Annotated in this window: 12 protein-coding genes and 3 pseudogenes; 3 read left to right on the top strand and 12 right to left on the bottom strand. The window is 69.7% G+C overall.

Translation table 11 applies throughout. The features are described 5' to 3' along the window. Window positions 1–9: 9 nt before the first annotated feature. On the bottom strand, window positions 10–1,230 hold the full coding sequence (locus ACFU53_RS04985) for a sarcosine oxidase subunit beta family protein (protein WP_383986128.1): 1,221 nt from the start codon (window positions 1,228–1,230) through the stop codon (window positions 10–12). After that, entirely contained in the window at window positions 1,227–2,561 is a 1,335-nt protein-coding gene (gene glyA, locus ACFU53_RS04980) for a serine hydroxymethyltransferase (protein WP_383986127.1), read from the bottom strand. The genes ACFU53_RS04985 and glyA overlap by 4 nt, the downstream gene beginning before the upstream one ends. Before the next feature lie 94 nt (window positions 2,562–2,655). Between glyA and ACFU53_RS04975 the strand changes: the two genes are divergently transcribed. Then, window positions 2,656–3,321: a GntR family transcriptional regulator gene (locus ACFU53_RS04975; protein WP_383986125.1), complete on the top strand. Its 666-nt coding sequence runs from the start codon at window positions 2,656–2,658 to the stop codon at window positions 3,319–3,321. A gap of 13 nt (window positions 3,322–3,334) precedes the next feature. On the opposite strand, the gene ACFU53_RS04970 is transcribed toward ACFU53_RS04975, so the two are convergent. Next, window positions 3,335–3,970 (bottom strand): FCD domain-containing protein, encoded by a 636-nt coding sequence (locus ACFU53_RS04970; protein ID WP_383986123.1) that lies wholly within the window; start codon window positions 3,968–3,970, stop codon window positions 3,335–3,337. Window positions 3,971–4,235: 265 nt separating this feature from the next. Between ACFU53_RS04970 and ACFU53_RS04965 the strand changes: the two are divergent. Further along, window positions 4,236–4,532 (top strand): annotated as a pseudogene (locus ACFU53_RS04965) (TetR/AcrR family transcriptional regulator); the annotation flags it as partial. 56 nt (window positions 4,533–4,588) lie between these two features. Beyond that, a pseudogene (locus ACFU53_RS04960) lies at window positions 4,589–5,175 on the top strand (enoyl-CoA hydratase/isomerase family protein); the annotation flags it as partial. 73 nt (window positions 5,176–5,248) lie between these two features. On the opposite strand, the gene ACFU53_RS04955 reads toward ACFU53_RS04960, so the two are convergent. The 9 genes and pseudogenes from ACFU53_RS04955 to ACFU53_RS04915 all read right to left on the bottom strand — a co-directional run bounded on the left by ACFU53_RS04955 (window position 5,249) and on the right by ACFU53_RS04915 (window position 12,439). Next, window positions 5,249–5,635, bottom strand: coding sequence for a hypothetical protein (locus ACFU53_RS04955; RefSeq protein WP_383986121.1), 387 nt, complete (start codon window positions 5,633–5,635; stop codon window positions 5,249–5,251). Window positions 5,636–5,691: 56 nt separating this feature from the next. After that, a pseudogene (locus ACFU53_RS04950) lies at window positions 5,692–5,859 on the bottom strand (hypothetical protein); the annotation flags it as partial. A gap of 66 nt (window positions 5,860–5,925) precedes the next feature. Further along, the gene (locus ACFU53_RS04945) at window positions 5,926–6,186 is read right to left on the bottom strand and encodes a LysR family transcriptional regulator (RefSeq protein WP_383986119.1); all 261 of its coding nucleotides are present in this window, start codon (window positions 6,184–6,186) and stop codon (window positions 5,926–5,928) included. A gap of 24 nt (window positions 6,187–6,210) precedes the next feature. Continuing rightward, a complete protein-coding gene (locus tag ACFU53_RS04940; RefSeq protein WP_383986117.1) occupies window positions 6,211–7,179 on the bottom strand; it encodes a helix-turn-helix domain-containing protein in 969 nt (322 codons plus the stop codon). Between the two features lie 49 nt (window positions 7,180–7,228). Then, complete coding sequence (locus ACFU53_RS04935; protein WP_383986115.1) at window positions 7,229–7,981, bottom strand: SDR family NAD(P)-dependent oxidoreductase; 753 nt, start codon at window positions 7,979–7,981, stop codon at window positions 7,229–7,231. Beyond that, entirely contained in the window at window positions 7,978–9,015 is a 1,038-nt protein-coding gene (locus tag ACFU53_RS04930) for a 2,3-butanediol dehydrogenase (protein WP_383986113.1), read from the bottom strand. Before ACFU53_RS04930 ends, ACFU53_RS04935 begins: the two co-directional genes overlap by 4 nt. 52 nt (window positions 9,016–9,067) lie before the next feature. After that, entirely contained in the window at window positions 9,068–9,601 is a 534-nt protein-coding gene (locus ACFU53_RS04925) for a 2,4'-dihydroxyacetophenone dioxygenase family protein (protein ID WP_383986111.1), read from the bottom strand. Window positions 9,602–10,449: 848 nt separating this feature from the next. Next, a complete protein-coding gene (locus ACFU53_RS04920) occupies window positions 10,450–11,907 on the bottom strand; it encodes a DUF1996 domain-containing protein (RefSeq protein WP_383986109.1) in 1,458 nt (485 codons plus the stop codon). 331 nt (window positions 11,908–12,238) lie between these two features. Beyond that, a complete protein-coding gene (locus ACFU53_RS04915; protein WP_383986107.1) occupies window positions 12,239–12,439 on the bottom strand; it encodes a hypothetical protein in 201 nt (66 codons plus the stop codon). Between the last annotated feature and the right edge of the window lie 882 nt (window positions 12,440–13,321).

The raw sequence follows: 13,321 nt of genomic DNA, 5'->3' as shown, positions 1-13,321 counted from the left end.
GTGTCCTCCTCAGTGGGCCACGGCTGCGGCGCCGTGCTCGTCGATCAGGGCGCCCGTCGCGAAACGTTCGAGGGCGAAGGGGGCGTTCAGGGGATGCGGTTCGCCCGTGGCGATGGTGTGCGCGAAGGTCCAGCCGGCGGCCGGGGTGGCCTTGAACCCGCCGGTGCCCCAGCCGCAGTTGACGTAGAGGTTCTCGACGGGGGTCGTGCCGATGATCGGGGAGGCGTCCGGGCTGACGTCGACGATGCCGCCCCAGGTGCGCAGCACGTGGGCACGGGCGAAGACGGGGAACAGTTCGACGGCGGCGGCCATCTGCTGCTCGATGACGTGGAAGGAGCCGCGCTGCCCGTAGCCGTTGTACGAGTCGACGCCGGCGCCCATCACCAGCTCGCCCTTGTGGGCCTGGGAGACGTAGACGTGCACGTGGTTCGACATGACGACCGTCGGGTGGACCGGCTCGTGCAGCTCGGAGACCAGCGCCTGGAGGGGGTGGGACTGCACCGGCAGCCGGACGCCGGCCCGCTCGGCCAGCACGCTGCTGTGCCCGGCCGCCGCGAGGCCGACCCGGCCGGCGAGGATGCGGCCGCGGTTGGTCTCGACGCCCACGACCCGGTCGCCGTCCTTGAGGAAGCCGGTGACGTCGCAGCCCTGGATCAGGTCGACGCCCATCTCGTCGGCCCGGCGCGCCAGTGCCCAGGCGACGTGGTCGTGCTTGGCGATGCCGGCCCGTGGCTGGAAGGTGCCGCCCAGGACCGGATAACGGGTGCGGGAGGAGACGTTGAGGATGGGGCAGACCTTGGCGACCTCCTCCGGGGTGAGCCACTCGGCGTCGACCCCGTTGAGGCGGTTGGCGTTGACGCGGCGCATGCCCTCGCGGACGTCCTGCAGGGTGTGCGCGAGGTTGAGGACGCCACGCTGGCTGAACAGGAAGTCGTAGTCCAGTTCCTCCGGGAGCCGCTCCCACAGCTTGAGCGCGTGCTCGTAGATCGCCGCGCTCTCGTCCCACAGGTAGTTCGAGCGGATGATCGTGGTGTTGCGGGCCATGTTGCCGCCGGCCAGCCAGCCCTTCTCCAGGACCGCCACGTTGGTGATGCCGTGGTTCTTGGCGAGGTAGTAGGCGGTGGCCAGGCCGTGGCCTCCCGCGCCGACGATGATGACGTCGTAGGAGGAGCGCGGCTCGGGGTTGCGCCAGAGCCAGTCCGGGTGCTCCGGCAGTGGCTTGGTGGTCATGCCGCGTCTCCGTTCACGTGGGGCAGGTGGGGCAGGTGGGGATAGAGGGGGAACGCGCCGGCGAGCTTCTCGACCCGGTCGCGCAGCAGGCCCGCACGCTCGTCGCCGAGCTGCTCGTCCTTCAGGGCCTGGGCGATGATGTCGGCGACCTCGCGGAACTCCGTCTCGCCGAAGCCGCGGGTGGCCAGGGCCGGGGTGCCGATCCGCAGGCCCGAGGAGACCATCGGCGGGCGGGGGTCGAAGGGCACCGCGTTGCGGTTGACGGTGATGCCGATGCGGTGCAGCCGGTCCTCGGCCTGCTTCCCGTCGAGCGCGGAGTTCCGCAGGTCGACGAGGACCAGGTGGACTTCGGTGCCGCCGGTCAGCACGGTGATCCCGGCCTCGGCCACGTCGTCGGCCAGCAGTCGTCCGGCGAGGATGCGGGCGCCGTCCAGGGTTCGCTGCTGGCGCTCCTTGAACTCCGCGCTCGCCGCCACCTTGAAGGCCACGGCCTTCGCCGCGATGACGTGCTCCAGCGGGCCGCCCTGCTGGCCCGGGAAGACAGCTGAGTTGATCTTCTTGGCCAGGCCGGCCCGGCTGAGGATCACCCCGCCGCGCGGGCCGCCGAGGGTCTTGTGCGTGGTGGTCGTCACGACGTCGGCGTACGGCACCGGGTTCGGGTGCAGGCCCGCGGCCACCAGCCCGGCGAAGTGCGCCATGTCCACCATCAGATACGCGCCCACCGCGTCGGCGATCCGCCGGAAGGCGGCGAAGTCCAGCCGACGGGGGTAGGCCGACCAGCCGGCGACGATCATCTTGGGCCGGTGGGCGAGAGCGAGCTGCTCGACCTCGTCCATGTCGATGCGCAGGTCGGACTCGCGCACGTGGTACGGCACGACGTTGTACAGCTTGCCGGAGTAGTTGATGCGCATGCCGTGGGTCAGATGACCGCCGTGCGCCAGGTCGAGGCCGAGGATCGTGTCACCGGGCTCCAGCAGCGCGAACATCGCGGCCGCGTTGGCCTGGGCACCCGAGTGGGGCTGCACGTTCGCGGCCTCGGCGCCGAACAGCTCCTTCACCCGGGTGATGGCCAACTGCTCGACGACGTCGACGTGTTCGCAGCCGCCGTAGTAGCGGCGGCCCGGGTAACCCTCGGCGTACTTGTTGGTCAGTACCGAGCCCTGGGCCTCCATGACGGCGGCCGGGGCGAAGTTCTCCGAGGCGATCATCTCGAGGGTGGACTGCTGACGGTGCAGCTCGGCGTCCACCGCGGTGGCGACCTCCGGGTCGAGCTCGCCGAGCGGGAGGGAGAGGGAGGAGGCGACCGTGGTGATCGACGGGTTCGTTGCCATCTGCACACCGTTCTGAGAGCCGACTAATGAATGACTGATATATCAGCCTCTGCGGTAAGGTATGTGAGCGTGCTCGACAGGTCAAGGGGGCTTTATGCAGCAGGTGGCGACAGAGGCCGGGGGCGAGGAGCTGTCCCTCGCCGAGCGCGCGTACCGCATCATCCGCGACCGGCTCGTCATGCTGGAGATCCGCGCGGGTGCGCCGATCAACGAGGAACAGCTGGCGCAGTCGCTCGGCGTCGGACGGACGCCGGTGCGCGAGGCGCTCAAGCGGCTCCAGTACGAGCGTCTCATCACGGCCTATCCCCGGCGCGGCACCTTCGCCACCGAGGTCAACATCACCGACCTGGCCCACATCTCCGAGGTGCGCCAGGAACTGGAACCCCTGGCCGCGGCCCAGGCCGCGCGGCGGGCCACGGCCACGGACCGTGCGACTCTGACGGTCCTGCGGCGGGAGCTGGAGAGCGCGGATTCCGGTCGGCAGGATGCCACCGAGCTCATGCACCTGGACCTTCAGGTCCATCGCGCCATCTACGCCGCCACGCACAACCCGTACCTGGAGGACACTCTCGTCCACTACGACAACCTGGCCACCCGCATCTGGTGCCTGTTCGTCGACCGGCTGTCCGACATGGCCGGTCACGTCGAAGAGCACGGACCGTTGATCGAGGCGATCGTCGCCGGTGACCCCGACAAGGCGGCGCATCTCGCCCGCACTCATGTCGCGGGCTTCGAACAGGCCATTCGCGCGGCCATCTGAGCGGCTCGCCGCGTCAGTGCGCGGCGCCCCGCGGATCCCCGTCCCCCGGGCGCATGCGGGGCCTGCCCGCCAAGGTGGTCCACAGGTGCGGGGCGACATCGTCCTCGGGGAGCCGGGCGATCATGAAGCGGACGCGGCGTTCGATCTTGACCCGCCACAGGCGGGCCGCCTCGTTTCCGTCGGCGCCCAGCAATGCGTCGTGGATGGCGGTGTTTTCGTCGGTGATGGCGTCACAGGCCTGGCTGTAGTCCATGTGCAGAGCCCTGACGAACATGCGCAGGCGGGCCGTGAGCCGTTCGAAGGTACCGGCGGCCTGCGGGAGGTCCGCGATACGGGCCAGCGCGTCCTGGAACCGCAGGTCGACCTCCCCGCTGCGGACGTGGTCGTTGTCCCGGGCGGCGGCGCGGATCTCCGCCAGGGCCGCCGAGGCCGGGGCGAGTCTCTCCGGGCCGAGCATGGCGACACGGAGGATGAGCAGCGCCCCGAGGCTGGCGCGCAGGGCGTAGAGATCGAGGACGTCCTTCGCGGTGGCGGCGGGGACAGCGGTCGCGCCGCCCGGCAGCAGATCGAGCATGCCCTCCTCGGCCAAGGCCCGCAGTCCCGCGCGGACTTCCCGGCGGGAGAGGCCGAGGCGGAGCGCGAGCGGCACCTCCCGAACGCGGTCGCCGGGCCGGGGGCAACCGGCGAGGAGGGCGTCCCGCCCCGCAGGGCCGTGAAGGCGCCGGCCGCGGCCAGGATGTGGGGTGTCTCCCCGTCGCGGCGGAACAGCCGGCCCCCGGCGCTCGCCGCGGCCGCGACCGAACGGTCACCGCCATACCCCATAAGTTACCGACAAGTAGCTCACCTGGCGGGCCACTCCGTCGTCGGAAGGATGAGGGCAGGTGAGCCCGCGCAGGAGTGACAGCCGTGACCGGATGATCCTCAGTGCTGCCGCTCTGCTGCGCGAGTACGGGGCGAGTGCGACCAGCATCGACCGGGTGCTCTCACACAGCGGAGCCCCTCGGGGCTCGGTGTATCACCACTTCCCCGGTGGGCGGACGCAGCTCATCGACGAGGCGGTGGCACTGGCGGGGGCCTTCATCGCCGGCCTGATCGACGCCGCCATGCAGGCGGACGACCCGGTGGAGGCCGTCGACGCGTTCTTCGCGCCGTGGCGGGACCGGCTCGTGGAGGGCGACTTCCGCGTCGGCTGCCCGATCGTGGCGGTGGCCGTCGAGACCAACGACGACGCACCCCAGCTCGCCCTCTCGGCCGCCGCCGTCTTCTCATCAGCGCCGCGCTCGACGAGGTCGAGAAGGCGGAAGGCCCTCGCGCCCTGGTCACCGCCGCCACCGGCAAGTTCTACTCCAACGGGCTCGACCTGGACTGGGTGTTCGCCCATGCCGACCAGCACGTGGACTACGTCGCCTCCGTCCACGAACTGTTCGCGCGGATGCTGTCGCTGCCGGCCATCACGGTGGCCGCGCTGCAGGGACACACCTTCGCCGCCGGCGCGATGTTCTCCCTCGCCCATGACTTCCGCGTGATGCGTGCCGACCGCGGCTACTGGTGTCTGCCCGAAGCGGACATCAACATCCCCTTCACCCCCGGCATGGCCGCCCTCATCCAGTCCCGGCTGATGCCGCAGACCGCCCACGAGGCCATGGTCACCGCCCGCCGCTACGGCGGCTCCGACGCCGCGGCCGCCGGCATCGTCGACCAGGCGCGCTCCCCGAGGACGCCGTGCGCTTCACCGCCATCGAGATCGCCCAAGCACAGGTGGCCAAGGCCGGCGACACACTCGGCACCATCAAGTCCCGCATGTACGCCCCGGCCCTGGCCACCCTGCGCGACACCACCAACCCGCTCGGCTGAGCAGCACCTCACCGACCGCACTCCCCGCGGCCTCGGGCACTTCCACCCCGGGGCGCGGGCTGCTTCGGCCGCATCACACGGCGGGCTGACCGACCGGCTTCGTCTCGCCGCCGACTGACGCTGCGGCCCGCTGTGCTTCTTGCTGACTGCCATCCGCGTACGGCCGAGTGCCGGCGAGGTCAGCGCTCCTCGAAGCAGACGGTCGCGGCTCGTACCCCGCCCTCACGGCATGGGCGATTGCGGCGAGGCGGGACGCGGCCGAGTGCGCGTCCGGGAGACAGGCCAGCACGAGTTGGGTGTCCGGGTATCCGTGGACGGGCACTGTCCGTACGGATCTGCCGAGGCGGTCACGGACACTTTCGCCGACGACGACCACGAGCCGTCCGAGCGCGACGCGGTCGGCCATGACATCCAGCGGCTCGTTCGGCAGTTGCGCCTCGTAGCCCGGCAGTGCCTCCACCTCGGTGATGTCAGGAACGGACGGTCGGCCAGGGGGTGGCCCGCCGGGAGCAGGACGACCGGCCGCTCCGGGCCGAGTTCCATCAGTTCGAGGCCGGGGGTGGCAGCCGTCTGGCACATGAGGGCGATGTCCGCGGTGCCGTCCCGAAGGGCGCCGACCTCGTCGTAGGTGAAGACGACGTCGGTGGGCACGCTGTCCGCACCCTGTGCGTCGGCGGCGAGCAGGACGGGCAGGACGCCAGGGCCGGCGGCGGGCCTAGCGCGATGGTGACCCGCCGCTGCTCGGCGGCTTTACGCGCCTTGCGTACGGCGGTGTCCATCGCCGCCAGGATCGTGCGGCACTCGGCCAGGAAGACCTCGCCCGCGGCCGTCAGCGTCACCTGTCACGTGGTGCGTTCCAGCGGGGGGACACCCACGCGCCTCTCCAGAAGAGCGATGGCCCGGGACAGGGGGCGGCTGTGTGATGCCGAGGCATTCCGCGGCCTGGCCGAAGTGCAGCGTCTCGGCCACGGCCACGAAGTAGGCGAGTTCCCGGGTCTCCAGTTGATTCATCGACGTCACCCCACGTCCCGTCCTCTACTTCGTCGCCTCCGCGCGGGCCTCACTCGGAGTGAGGCCGAATCTGGAGCGGAAGAGCCGGGCGAAGTGGGCCTGGCTGGAGAACCCCCACCGGTGCGCGACATCGGCGATCCTGGTCTCCCACGCCCCGGGCCCGGTGAGTTCCCGATGCGCCCCGACCAGGCGCCGTTCCGTGATGTGCCGTGCGGGAGACCTGCCGGTCGATTCGAAGATCCGCCCCAGGTGCCGTACCGAGATGCCCATGACGCCGGCCACCTGCGCGGCCCCGAGACCGGGGTCGTGCAGATGCCGGTCGATGTAGTCCTTCGCCACGATGAGCTGCGAGCGGTAGGCGTCGGGCACAAGCCGTCCTCCCGTGCGCTCCTCGGCGAGTTGCCCGAGCAAGTCGAGCACGGCCCCCTCGGCGTCGGCGGGATCGTCCGGCCCGCCACGCAACGCGGCCACCCTGCCGAGCAGGGAACTCAGCGCGGCCACGAGCGCGCCCTCCCGCGCCGTACCGCGCCCGAACAGCATCGGCCCGGGCAACCCGCTTCCCGCGCACGCCTGCGCGAACAGATCACACGGCACGTCCACCAGGATCTGCCGCATGGAGGAGGAGAACCCGAACAGATAGGGCCTGCGCGTGTCGTAGACGCACAGCTCGCCCGCCGTGGCCGCGAGGCAGCCGTTCTCGTGCAGGAACACCGCCTCCCCCTTGAGCAGCAGGGTCGCGAACACCGAGTCCTTGGGCGTCGACCTGACCGTCTGCGGGCTGCGCTCGATCGCATGGGCGTTGCCGGTGATCTCGGCGAGGCGCAGACCGCCCAGCTCCATGTTGGTCTGGCTGGCCAGCAGGCCCTGCTCGGAATAGGAGGTGCAGGACAGGCCCACCAGCGCCCTGCGGTTGTAGTCCTCCCAGTAGTGGATGCGCTCGGCGGGCTCGATGTGCTCGGTCGTGGCCCTGGAGGTCACGGAGAGGGCTGACATGTGACCTCCTCGAGCCGCATGCGTGTCGGAGGCTCAGCGTAGGGGACCGTCACACGGCCAGGTAGCCCCCGTCCACGGGGACGACCGCGCCGGTGACGTACGAGGCCGCCGCCGAGCACAGGAACGCCACCACCGTGGCGACCTCGCGCGGCTGTCCGAGGCGCCCGGCCGGGACGCGGGCCAGCACCTGGGCCGTGGCCTCGGGGTCGTCGAGAACCCCCCGGGCCAGCGGGGTGACCACGAAGCCGGGTGCGACGGCGTTGACCCTGATGCCGTCGGCGGCGTACTCGGCGGCCAGCGACTTCGTGAGCTGGGACACGCCGCCCTTGCTCGCGCTGTAGGCGGGCCGGTCCCTGCTGCCGAAGAAGGAGAACATGGACGAGATGTTCACGATGGCGCCCCCTCGCCCGGCCAGGGCCGGGCGGGCGGACTGACAGGCGACCATGGTGGCGGTGAGGTTGATCTCGATGACCCGCTGCCAGCGGACGAGGTCGTACTCCCCGCGGTCGTGGCTGACCCCCGCGCAGTTCACCAGGACGTCCAGCGGCTGGTCCCCGGAGAGCAGACCGGCCAGCCCGGCACGGTCCAGCACATCGTGCTCCACGACGTGGACGCGGGAGTGGTCCGGCAGGTCGGCGGGGTCCGCGGGCGGCAGGCCCAGCGCGGTCACCTCGGCGCCCAGCTCGGCGAGGAGAACGGCGGTGGCCGCGCCGATCCCCGACGTCCCACCCGTCACGAACGCCCGCCGCCCCGCGAACTCACCGCTCACGGACGCCCCCTGCCTCGCCGACTCGCCGCTCACGGATGTCTCTCCTTGGGTCGTACCAGCACTTTGACCTGCTCCTCGCCGCGCAGCAGCGCCTCGAACCCGTCCCGCACGACGTGCTTCAGAGCAATGGTGGACGTGACGATCCCCGCCAGGTCCACGCCCTCCTCGGCCACCAGGCGGATCAGCTCGGGATAGGCGTGGCGGTATCCCACACTCGTCATGATCGTCTGTTCGTTGTTGACCAGGGCGAAGGCGTCCAGGGTGACCGTGCCGGTCAGGCCGAGGAACATCACCCGCCCGCCGCGCCGGGTGGCGGCCAGGCAGGCACGCAGGGTGCCCTCCGAGCCGACCGCCTCGAACACGACGTCCGCTCCGTCGCCGCCGAGCACGTCCGTGAGGTCCGCGCCGGTCTCGGCGGCTCCCAGGCGGAGAGCCAGCTCGCGGCGGGCCGGGGACCGGTCGGCGGCCACGATGCGCCCGGCGCCGTACAGGGCCGCGAGCTGGGTCACGAGCAGCCCGATCGGGCCAAGGCCGAGGACGGCTACCGTCTCGCCGGGGCGGATCCCGGCCCGCCGCACCGCGTGCAGTGCCACGGCGGCCGGCTCGAACACCGCCGCCTGCTCCAGGGGGACCTCCTCGGGCAGCCTGTGCAGCATGTACGCGGGGACGGTGGCGTGTTCGGCCAGACCGCCGTGCCCCATGAGCCCGGCGAACCCGAAATGCCGACAGATGTTGTACTCCCCCGCGAGGCATCGCGGGCAACTGCCGCACCGGTAATGCGGCTCCACCGCGACCCGGTCCCCGGGGACGACCTCGGTGACACCGCCGCCCACCTCGGTGACGGTGCCGCAGAACTCGTGTCCCAGGACGAGCGGAGCGGCCACGCCGGACTCCGGGTGCGGGTGGCCCACGGGGATGGCATGCGGCCCGTCGGCGTACTCGTGCAGGTCACTGCCGCAGATCCCGCAGTAGGCGACCTCGATGGTCACCTCTCCGGGCCCGGGCGGCGTCACCGGCACGTCCTCTACGCGTACATCCTTGGCCCCGTACCAGACGGCCGCCTTCATACGGCCCCCTCGTGACTGGTGTGCGCCGCGACGATGGTTTCCGTCATGGCGCTCAGCGGAACAGGGAGTTGACGTAGTCGGCGCCGAGCCCGACCTGCTCGTAGTGCTCGCGGCACATCTTGATGTAGTCGTGCACGTCGAAGAAGCCGTCGGGCTCGCCGTTCTCGTCCAGCCAGATGAGCGGGCCCTTGACGATGAAGAACGCCTTCATCGGCTCGTCGCTGTCGTAGGCGACCAGCGTGTGCCCCTCACCCGGGGCCTCGTACACGAAGTCGCCCGCGCTCGCGGTCCAGGGCCGCTCCAGGTAGCCCCACTTGCCGGAGATCGTGTACGCGAACACCTCGTGCGGATGGTAGTGCCGGTTGACCAGCCCCGCCTCCTTGGCCCGCAGGATGTCGGCCCAGCTGTTGTCCTTGACGTTGATCCACAGCGGGCGGGAGCCGACGGTCTCGGTGAACGGCACGTAATAGCGGTCGTCGTCCGTGGCCACCTTGGACAGGTAGACCTCGGGCAGGGCGTCGGGGCGGAAGGAGTTCTCGATCGGCTTGAGATCTTTCCAGAACTCTCCGGCGGGCATGTCGGGCATGCGGGGCCTCTTTCGTCGTGGGTTTCCCGGAGTGAACCCCGACGGGGCCGGTGCCGTCTTTCCCTCGGCAGACCTGACCGCTTGCAAATTCCGGACATACGCCGACGGCGCGCTCGGGCAGGCCGGCATCGAGGCCGCCAACTGCCTCTGGCCTCCCGGCACGTCAAAAGGGGTCGGCAGCTGCCCTTCAAGGCGACCGCCACGCCGCCACGCGGGCTCGCCACGACCGCGAGTGGCCCTCGCTCATCCCTGGGCCCCCGGGGTGCAGAACCTGCGGGTTGCGCCCACCAACTCAATCAGGACCAAGACTCATTTCGGTGCGGCCGGCTTTCGCCCCTACATGTCCACCAGGGCACCTACCCGAGGGAGCTCAACCGGCCAGACGGTTCGTGTTCTTGGTGTTCGTGTCCACGAAACTCCGTCAAAGCAACTCGATCGTAGCCATGCAGGCCGAACGGCCTCCACAGCCGCGTCACCCGACAGACAGAGCGAAACGCCGCGTGGGGCCCGTGGGCGGTGGGTACCTCGTGCAGGCCGTCCGTCAGAGGCCGATGTCGACCGTGTCGTAGCCGAGGCGGTCCTGCAGTTGTTGCAACTTGAGCCCATCGACATCGCGGTCACCTCTCCGACGCTCGCTCTGCCCCGCTCCCCACCAGCGCACCACCGAAGGTGATCAACAGGGCTGGGTCGGCAGGCTTCACCGCACCGAGTGAGCACCACCAACAGCATCCCCGGGACAGAGCCGTCGAAATGACGCCCCACCGCGGCTGGTGGGGATCGCTCCCACCAGCACTCCGTTCATGGCGGTGGGCGTCGTCAGCACGACGCCCACCGCTCGGTACTCGGACTCAGCTGCACTTACGTCCGGTGTTGATGCACTGGACCGCCTTGTTCATCAGCTTCGCGTCGAAGACATTGATGAAGTCGCCGTGGTCGGTGACCGGCTTGTGCTGCTGTTCGGGGAAGCTGTCCAACGAGAAGAACGGACGGGTCTTGCCGTTGTCCTTCACGCTGGGCGCGTCCACGTCGTACACCAGACGCTGCACCAACTGCGGAACGGCCTTGAAGCCGGTCGGGCAGGCGCCCTTGGCGTCGGCGAAGGCCACGTGCGTACGGTGGTTGGCGCTGTCGATGTTCTTGCCGTCCCAGCAGCTCTGGAACTTGAAGGTGCGCACCACGTCGCTGCCTGAGGGGCAGAGGGGGTACTTGTCCTTCAACTGCACCTTGTTCTCGAAGCCGGTGCAGCTCCAGGATGCGTTGGCGTTGGCCGTGCCGTTGACGAACGCCTTGGCGTCACCGGTGATGACGCGCAGGAACTTGGGCATCGCCACCACCTTGCCGCGGGGGCTGCCCACGAAGTTCAAGGTCGCCTTCTTGGCCGTCAGGATCCGGCCCGTGTTGCCCTCGGCGCCACCGCCCTGCTTGTCGGCGTCGAACTCCTTGGTGCCGTCCTGCAGGCGCAGCACCGGCCAGTAGTAGGACGACTTGTCGCCCTTGTTCTGGCAGCTGGTCCCGGCCTTGGCAAAGTCCTGGTCGCTGGAAAAGGCGTCGTTGTCCTGATTGCCGATGTAATCGTGCATGTGGTGTGCGCCGTTGGTGACACCGGGCGCGACGATGACGTTGTCGCTGTTGTACAGCTTGTTGGCGTTCACCCCGCACTTGCTGGCGAAGACACCCTTTGAAGCCTGCGCCGACTTGGCCGGCGTGCGCACATTGGACTTCACCTTGGTGATGTCCACGAAGTCGGCGGCGACGGGGCCGTTGCCGGTCCCTCCCGCATTGGTGTTGTTGCCACCCTGGTTGTTGCTGCCACCCTGACCGGCGGTGGGCTGGTTGCCGGTGGCGCGCAGCGTGCAGGCCGCCAAAGCGTCAAGGCCCTGCGGCTTGGCTGCCACACGGCCGATGGCGGTGGCGATCCGGTCGATCGTCGCCTTCCGCTTGTCCTTCAGTGGACCCACGATCGCGTTCTGGGCGAAGTTGGGGTCCTGCTGAATCGCCTTCTGGGAGGTGGAAAGGCGCTGGTATGCCTCGGATATCTGCTTGTCGAGGAGTGCCAGTTCCTTGTCGACCTGGGCCTTCGCCTGGGCGGGCACTGATGTCAACTGCTGGCCGACGTCGGGGCAGTCAATGGTGGAGGTGCCGGCCGCGAGCGCCTGGTTCTGGGCAGAGCCCTTCGACGCGCCGGTTTCGTCGGCCGAGGCGTAGATGTTGACCGCCACCAGTCCACCGGCTCCTATGGCCAGTGCGGCCGCCGCGCCTACCGCCCGGCGGGCAGTCTTCGATCTCTTTCGCGTGTTGCGTCTCATCAGGCCTCTCAAGGACATCTCCGGAGCCGGCAGGACTTCCGGCATGGGTGAAGCGCGTCCTCAGATACGGATATGCACGCCGAATGCTCAGCGAATTCTCAGATTTATAGGTTCCTCCATGAACAATCAGTACATAGGCCCTGAATTCGGACAGGATCGACTTCCAGTAATTGTTGGGCGGCTCAGCACAGCAGTACGCGGGAACCGGCGGGCGCCGGCGGGTGCTCGACCTGTTGCGGATCAGCCCGGATCGCAATCCCGGCGCGCTTCACGCCCTCCTCGTGATCACACAGAAGCGATCTTCACTCGCAAGAGGGTAGGTCGGAAACGCTCAGCACAAGGCCGCGGTGAGGATCTGCGGCGGCTTCGTCGACATCAGCTGTTGCTGGTCGAGCAGTGCGAGACGCTTTCGAAGCCGTACATCGAGCTCGGCAGCCTTGCGGTGGAGGCTCGCGGAGGACTCCTTGGGCAGGCCCGGCGTGGACCAGGCTTTGGAAGCCCAGGACCCGGACGCGCTGGCCACACTCGTCATCGACACACTCCTCCATGGCGCGGGACCACGCGGCTGAGCAAGTCCGCCCACGTCTGCGGCACGCGCCGGCTCTGCTCCGAGGTCCCGGGGCTGGACGGCAGAGCGCCTGCGCCTCCGGGGCGCGGGCTGATGGTGCAACCGCAGTCCGCGAGCAGGGGCCGCACCTCGCCGGTGGCCCGGGTGGGCGTAGCGGCTCACGCCGAACCAGCAGACCAGGCCGGCGAGAGACAGATCGGCGAACGCCAGCCGACGTTCGCACCGGCGCCCGCCGGACGATTCCGTGGTCGCAGCATGTGCCTGGTCTGGTGCCGTTCGTGCCACAACGGGACTCCGGCGCCGAGTACGCCGATCACGGAGGCCCGCCGAGGCCCTTGACACCGCTGAGCTCGGCAGCGGGGGCGCCGGCTCCACCGAGATCACGTCGGCCATCAGGACTTCCACGAGGACGCGGCCCTTGCCACCACGTTCGGTTTCGGTCTGCCTTCCAGCCGGAAGGAGGTTTCGGCCTCAACCGCCGCACCGACAACATGCACAGGTCACCGTTGCCGGCCCGCACTACCTCGGTGTCGCTGAGGACAGGACGCTCTGGGCCGTTTTCTGTACGGGCCGTTCTGCCAGCGCCCACTCGGGGCCGCAGCAGCTCGGGGTTGAGACGTTGGAGCACCCCGCATCTCCGCGCCACACCACACTGACCGGCGCCACCAAGCCAGAACTGCCGTGAGCGACGGTCTCATGCTGTCACTTCCGATGACCTGCGTCCTGCCAGCGTCCCGAATCCAGCCTCCGGCCGCCCGCAGAGGCCCCTGCAAGCGGCCTGCTTCAGCGACGAGCCGACTCATCTGTGCTGGGCAGAGCTGTTCGAACTAGCGCCAGCGGTAACGG

The sequence above is a fragment of the Streptomyces sp. NPDC057474 genome (assembly GCF_042802555.1).
GTDB lineage: Bacteria > Actinomycetota > Actinomycetes > Streptomycetales > Streptomycetaceae > Streptomyces.
This window is presented reverse-complemented; position numbering and strand designations above follow the sequence as displayed.

Coding starts and splice junctions, on each gene's coding strand:
- ACFU53_RS04985 (WP_383986128.1), bottom strand. CDS start 1,230: ATGACCACCAAGCCACTGCCGGAGCACCCGGACTGGCTCTGGCGCAAC.
- glyA (WP_383986127.1), bottom strand. CDS start 2,561: ATGGCAACGAACCCGTCGATCACCACGGTCGCCTCCTCCCTCTCCCTC.
- ACFU53_RS04975 (WP_383986125.1), top strand. CDS start 2,656: ATGCAGCAGGTGGCGACAGAGGCCGGGGGCGAGGAGCTGTCCCTCGCC.
- ACFU53_RS04945 (WP_383986119.1), bottom strand. CDS start 6,186: ATGAATCAACTGGAGACCCGGGAACTCGCCTACTTCGTGGCCGTGGCC.
- ACFU53_RS04940 (WP_383986117.1), bottom strand. CDS start 7,179: ATGTCAGCCCTCTCCGTGACCTCCAGGGCCACGACCGAGCACATCGAG.
- ACFU53_RS04930 (WP_383986113.1), bottom strand. CDS start 9,015: ATGAAGGCGGCCGTCTGGTACGGGGCCAAGGATGTACGCGTAGAGGAC.
- ACFU53_RS04925 (WP_383986111.1), bottom strand. CDS start 9,601: ATGCCCGACATGCCCGCCGGAGAGTTCTGGAAAGATCTCAAGCCGATC.
- ACFU53_RS04920 (WP_383986109.1), bottom strand. CDS start 11,907: ATGAGACGCAACACGCGAAAGAGATCGAAGACTGCCCGCCGGGCGGTA.
- ACFU53_RS04915 (WP_383986107.1), bottom strand. CDS start 12,439: ATGACGAGTGTGGCCAGCGCGTCCGGGTCCTGGGCTTCCAAAGCCTGG.